Annotated in this window: 3 tRNA genes and 3 rRNA genes; all 6 read right to left on the bottom strand. The window is 53.1% G+C overall.

Features of this window, described 5'->3' with window-relative positions:
- Positions 1-2: 2 nt before the first annotated feature.
- The 6 genes from TRIHO_RS00115 to TRIHO_RS00090 all read right to left on the bottom strand — a co-directional run bounded on the left by TRIHO_RS00115 (position 3) and on the right by TRIHO_RS00090 (position 5,678).
- A tRNA-Met gene (locus TRIHO_RS00115) sits at positions 3-79 on the bottom strand.
- 51 nt (positions 80-130) lie between these two features.
- Positions 131-245, bottom strand: a 5S ribosomal RNA gene (gene rrf / locus TRIHO_RS00110).
- A gap of 214 nt (positions 246-459) precedes the next feature.
- Positions 460-3,295, bottom strand: a 23S ribosomal RNA gene (locus TRIHO_RS00105).
- A 486-nt stretch (positions 3,296-3,781) separates the two neighbouring features.
- Positions 3,782-3,858, bottom strand: a tRNA-Ile gene (locus TRIHO_RS00100).
- Positions 3,859-3,964: 106 nt separating this feature from the next.
- A tRNA-Ala gene (locus TRIHO_RS00095) sits at positions 3,965-4,040 on the bottom strand.
- Between the two features lie 178 nt (positions 4,041-4,218).
- Positions 4,219-5,678, bottom strand: a 16S ribosomal RNA gene (locus tag TRIHO_RS00090).
- Together the 16S, 23S and 5S rRNA genes with 3 tRNA genes alongside form the textbook arrangement of a ribosomal RNA operon.
- Positions 5,679-6,213: the final 535 nt, after the last annotated feature.

Below are 6,213 nucleotides of genomic sequence, written 5' to 3'. Positions count from 1 at the left end.
TTTGGTTGCGGGAGTAGGATTTGAACCTACGACCTTCAGGTTATGAGCCTGACGAGCTACCTGGCTGCTCCATCCCGCGGTGTATTTTTTTGTGTTAGTATGTGATGAGAGAATTTTGGGTTTTTATTAGGTTTGGCGGTGCCCTACTCTCCCACGCCTTAAGACGCAGTACCATCGGCGCAACAGCGCTTAACTTCCGGGTTCGGGAAGGGACCGGGTGTTTCGCTTGTGCTCTTGCCACCAAACCGAATAAAAACCCATGATCTTCGATCCTGGTTTTTTATTCGGTCGGCTGTGAGAGACTTGTGAAGCAAGTCTCGTAAGCCGCCGGAAGGCTTGTACGTTTGTACGAGCCACCCAGGGTCTAGATGTATCAACGTGTTGATCGTCCTTTTTGAGGAGATCAACGTGTTGTCCAAGTTGTTTTGCTTTTTGGTGTTTGGCTGTCTTTTACTGGATCAGATCAAGCCTATCGGGCGATTAGTACCGGTCAACTGAATGCATTGCTGCACTTACATCTCCGGCCTATTGACGTGGTGGTCTTCCACGGCCCTCAGGGATACCTTGTTTTGAGGGGGGCTTCCCGCTTAGATGCCTTCAGCGGTTATCCTTTCCGAACATAGCTACCCAGCACTACCGTTGGCACGATAACTGGTCCACCAGTGGTTCGTTCACCCCGGTCCTCTCGTACTAGGGGCAACTCCTCTCAAGTATCCTACACCCACGGCAGATAGGGACCGAACTGTCTCACGACGTTCTAAACCCAGCTCACGTACCTCTTTAAACGGCGAACAGCCGTACCCTTGGGACCTGCTCCAGCCCCAGGATGAGATGAGCCGACATCGAGGTGCCAAACACTGCCGTCGATATGGACTCTTGGGCAGTATCAGCCTGTTATCCCCGGCGTACCTTTTATCCGTTGAGCGATGGCCCTTCCACTCGGGACCACCGGATCACTATGGCCGACTTTCGTCTCTGCTCGACTTGTCAGTCTCGCAGTCAGGCTGGCTTTTGCCATTGCACTCAACGAGCGATTTCCGACCGCTCTGAGCCAACCTTCGCGCGCCTCCGTTACGCTTTAGGAGGCGACCGCCCCAGTCAAACTACCCGCCACGCAGGGTCCCGGATCCAGATAATGGACCGCGGTTAGACATCAAGAGTGCGAAGGGTGGTATCTCAAGGGAGGCTCCACCGCGACTAGCGTCACGGTTTCGATGCCTACCACCTATCCTGCACGTCACAATCCTGATGCCAGTGCGAAGCTGTAGTAAAGGTGCACGGGGTCTTTCCGTCTAACCGCGGGAAGCCTGCATCTTGACAGGCAATTCAATTTCGCTGAGTCGATGTTGGAGACAGCGGGGAAGTCGTTACGCCATTCGTGCAGGTCGGAACTTACCCGACAAGGAATTTCGCTACCTTAGGACCGTTATAGTTACGGCCGCCGTTTACCTGGGCTTCAATTCGGAGCTCTCACCCCTCCTTTTAACCTTCAGGCACCGGGCAGGCGTCAGACCCTATACGTCGTCTTGCGACTTCGCAGAGCCCTGTGTTTTTAATAAACAGTCGCCACCCCCTGGTTTGTGCCCCCGGATTCCACTTGCGTAGGACCCGGGCCTCCTTCTCGCGAACTTACGGAGGTATTTTGCCGAGTTCCTTCAACATCGTTCTCTCAAGCGCCTTGGTATTCTCTACCAGTCCACCTGTGTCGGTTTAGGGTACGATCTTATAGAGGGGCTATTTCCAGGGACCTCTCAGCAGCCCATTCAATCCGATAAGGATGAACTACCTTCGAGATCCGTCACCACCTCATGGCCCAGGAATATTAACCTGGTTCCCATCGACTACGCCTTTCGGCCTCGCCTTAGGGGTCGGCTTACCCTGCTCAGATTAGCTTTAAGCAGGAACCCTTGGACTTTCGGCGAGAGTGTCTCTCACACTCTTTGTCGCTACTCATGTCATCATTCTCGCTAGTGATCTCTCCACGGGATCGCTCACACGCCCGCTTCATCGAAAGTTCCGCGTCTCCAATTCGGGTCGAGACCCGATAAGGAGACATGGACCTATGTCACACTACGCTCTGCTACCATGCACTATGTGCATCCTCGGCTTCGGCTCATGGCTTGAGCCCCGTTACATCTTCGCCGCAAGACATCTTAATTAGACCAGTGAGCTGTTACGCTATCTTTAAAGGATGGCTGCTTCTAAGCCAACCTCCTGGTTGTTTTGGACGTCTCACCTGCTTTCCCACTTAGCCATGAATTAGGGGCCTTAGCCGGAGGTCAGGGTTGTTTCCCTCTCCACTACGGACGTTAGCATCCGCAGTGTGTCTGCCATCTAGTACTCCCGGGTATTCGGAGTTTGGTTAGGATCAGTAAGCCTGTGGGGCCCCATTACCCATCCAGTGCTCTACCCCCCGGGGTATTCGGATGACGCTCTACCTAAATAGATTTCGCAGAGAACCAGCTATCTCCGAGTTTGATTGGCCTTTCACCCCTAGGCACAACTCATCCCGACCTTTTTCAACAGGTGTGGGTTCGGACCTCCAGTGCATGTTACTGCACCTTCATCCTGGTCATGCCTAGATCACTCGGTTTCGGGTCTGATCCCACGAACTCATTCGCCCTATTAAGACTCGCTTTCGCTGCGCCTACACCTAACGGCTTAAGCTTGCTCGTGAGACCAAGTCGATGACCCATTATACAAAAGGTACGCTGTCAGCCCTCAAGGGGCCTCCAACTGATTGTAGGCGTTCGGTTTCAGGTACTGTTTCACTCCCCTCGTCGGGGTGCTTTTCACCTTTCCCTCACGGTACTGGTTCGCTATCGGTCAGTAAGGAGTACTTAGCCTTCGAAGGTGGTCCTCCGATCTTCAGACAGAATTTCACGTGTTCCGCCCTACTTAATACGTCCCATCATGCTTCTCATACGGGGCTATCACCCGCTATGGCCATGCTTCCCAACATGTTCTGATCACACTCAAGGCTCGGCTGGTCCCCGTTCGCTCGCCGCTACTAGGGGAGTATCAATTGATTTCCTTTCCTCCGGGTACTTAGATGTTTCAGTTCCCCGGGTTTGCTCTTATAAACCTATGTATTCAGTCTATAAGTACTTGATTAAGCAGGATATAAGCAGCAGCCGAAGCCGCTATTATATCAAACTTTCAAGTGGGTTGCCCCATTCGGAAATTCATGGGTCAAAGCCTATTCTCAGCTCACCATGACTTATCGCAGAGTATCACGTCCTTCATCGCCTCTTACTGCCAAGGCATCCACCAAACGCCCTTCTCGCGCTTGATCTGATCCAGAAAGAGACAGCCACTTGCGTGACGGTCATGCAGGGCAGCTGGTAAGCACCCTGCTTCTATTCCTGAACCAAAAAGCATACTTTCCCGCGCTTCCTTCCACTGCCTGTGATGTCGATCCCAGGCGGAAGAAAGCACATTGGTCCTTAAACCTTGCGGAATAAGAACCGGGTTAGTGTACTTGACTTGGACAACTACCGTCATTTCAAACGGGCAGACTTCGGAGCGTCTGAGGAAACATGACGTATTCCAAAGCTCGCCTTCCCTCTTGCGAAGGTCGGCACCCATAAGAGATCAGCCCCTCACTCGGGGTGATCAACGGTGTTGTTGATTGTTTCTCTCTTCACGATATCAAACCCAACTGCCAACCGGCAGCGAGATGCAAGTCCGATTGGACGTTCAAAATGCATCCAGGATGCAGCTTGAAGGTCAAATCGAACTCTTCGATCTATTGGATAACTTACATGAACCTGCGAGAGAATGGTGGGTCGAGGAGGACTTGAACCTCCGACCTCACGCTTATCAGGCGTGCGCTCTAACCACCTGAGCTACCGACCCATTCTGAAAGGGCCCGTGCTACTTGCTGAGTGGTGGAGCTAACGCCGATCACCGTGATGACTGGCACTCAAACACTCTAGGCGGCATCAAATCCCGACAAGGAATTTGGTGGAGCCTAGGAGGATCGAACTCCTGACCTCCTGAATGCAAATCAGGCGCTCTCCCAGCTGAGCTAAGGCCCCTCGCTGAACCCCGATCTGCCGAAACGGCACCTCAGGATCCTGACATGTCTGAAGAGATATGAGGACGGCTCGGTCCAAAGGGTCATCAGATGATGCCCTGATGTGACCAGCTTTGTTTGCTGATCATGCTAAGTGTTCCACGTTTGATGCGAACATCAAAAGCTAGGAACATCCTTAGAAAGGAGGTGATCCAGCCGCAGGTTCCCCTACGGCTACCTTGTTACGACTTCACCCCAGTCGCTGAGCTCACCGTGGTCCGCTGCCTCAAAAGTTAGCGCACGGCCTTCGGGTAAACCCAACTCCCATGGTGTGACGGGCGGTGTGTACAAGGCCCGGGAACGTATTCACCGCGTCATGCTGTTACGCGATTACTAGCGATTCCGACTTCATGGGGTCGAGTTGCAGACCCCAATCCGAACTGAGACAGTTTTTTGGGATTAACCCATTGTCACTGCCATTGTAGCACGTGTGTAGCCCAACCCGTAAGGGCCATGAGGACTTGACGTCATCCACACCTTCCTCCCGCTTATCACGGGCAGTTTCCTTAGAGTGCCCAGCCGAACTGCTGGCAACTAAGGATGTGGGTTGCGCTCGTTGCCGGACTTAACCGAACATCTCACGACACGAGCTGACGACAGCCATGCAGCACCTGTCACTCGGTCACCGAAGTGAAAGCCAAATCTCTCTGGCGGTCCGAGGATGTCAAGGGTTGGTAAGGTTCTGCGCGTTGCTTCGAATTAAACCACATGCTCCACCGCTTGTGCGGGCCCCCGTCAATTCCTTTGAGTTTTAATCTTGCGACCGTACTCCCCAGGCGGAATGCTTAATCCGTTAGGTGTGTCACCGAATAGCATGCTACCCGACGACTGGCATTCATCGTTTACGGTGTGGACTACCAGGGTATCTAATCCTGTTTGCTCCCCACACTTTCGCACCTCAGCGTCAGTATCGAGCCAGTGAGCCGCCTTCGCCACTGGTGTTCCTCCGAATATCTACGAATTTCACCTCTACACTCGGAATTCCACTCACCTCTCTCGAACTCAAGACCAGGAGTTTTGGAGGCAGTTCCAGGGTTGAGCCCTGGGATTTCACCCCCAACTTTCTGATCCGCCTACGTGCGCTTTACGCCCAGTAATTCCGAACAACGCTAACCCCCTCCGTATTACCGCGGCTGCTGGCACGGAGTTAGCCGGGGTTTCTTTACCTGCTACAGTCATTATCTTCACAGGCGAAAGAGCTTTACGACCCTAAGGCCTTCATCACTCACGCGGCATGGCTGGATCAGGCTTGCGCCCATTGTCCAAGATTCCCCACTGCTGCCTCCCGTAGGAGTCTGGGCCGTGTCTCAGTCCCAGTGTTGCTGATCATCCTCTAAAACCAGCTATAGATCGTAGACTTGGTAGGCCGTTACCCCACCAACTATCTAATCTAACGCGGGCCGATCCTTCTCCGATAAATCTTTCCCCCGAAGGGCGTATAAGGTATTACTCACCGTTTCCAGTGGCTATTCCTTAGAGAAGGGCACGTTCCCACGCGTTACTAACCCGTCCGCCGCTCCCTCCGAAGAGAGCGCTCGACTTGCATGTGTTAAGCCTGCCGCCAGCGTTCGTTCTGAGCCAGGATCAAACTCTCAAGTTGAAACGATCTTGCGACCGTATCCTTGACGTTCGAACCTCTGCACATCACTGGTTGCTTTAACAAAACCAATCAAACACGGGGGTCTGAATGGAATGCGATCCGACCCGGCTAGGAACCGGAAATGCAACCAATTTTTCTCTGTCTGTTGTGCTTGGTTTCAAAAGAAACCGAAGCCGAACAAGACAGTGAAGCTGACACTACATCATCGAACTTGCGTCCTAGTAGCGTTGATATACAGACGTTGATCCATCGAAATGAACCAAACCGCCCACATATCTCTTCAGTTATCCAACAATGTCAAAGAGCATACACCAAGAGGTCAAAAGCAGACCGTCGCGCCAATCTTATGAGCGCAACCGCCTATCCAATCTCCGAAGTGCCCCAGTCTTCCCCGAGCGCCATCCCGTCTTTCCGGGCCGTCAAAACCTTCCGTTCCTGCGTCGCCGCCGCCCCGTCCAGTCTGCCACCGTAGCGCCTCAGCGCCGCCGGTGAAGGGGGTTCTAAGCCCACCAACCAAGACCCGCAACCCCTTTTT

This window comes from Tritonibacter horizontis, from assembly GCF_001518015.1.
GTDB classification, from domain to species: Bacteria; Pseudomonadota; Alphaproteobacteria; order Rhodobacterales; family Rhodobacteraceae; genus Epibacterium; species Epibacterium horizontis.
Note: the sequence above shows the minus strand (reverse complement) of the source record. Positions and strands in the feature narration are given on the sequence as shown.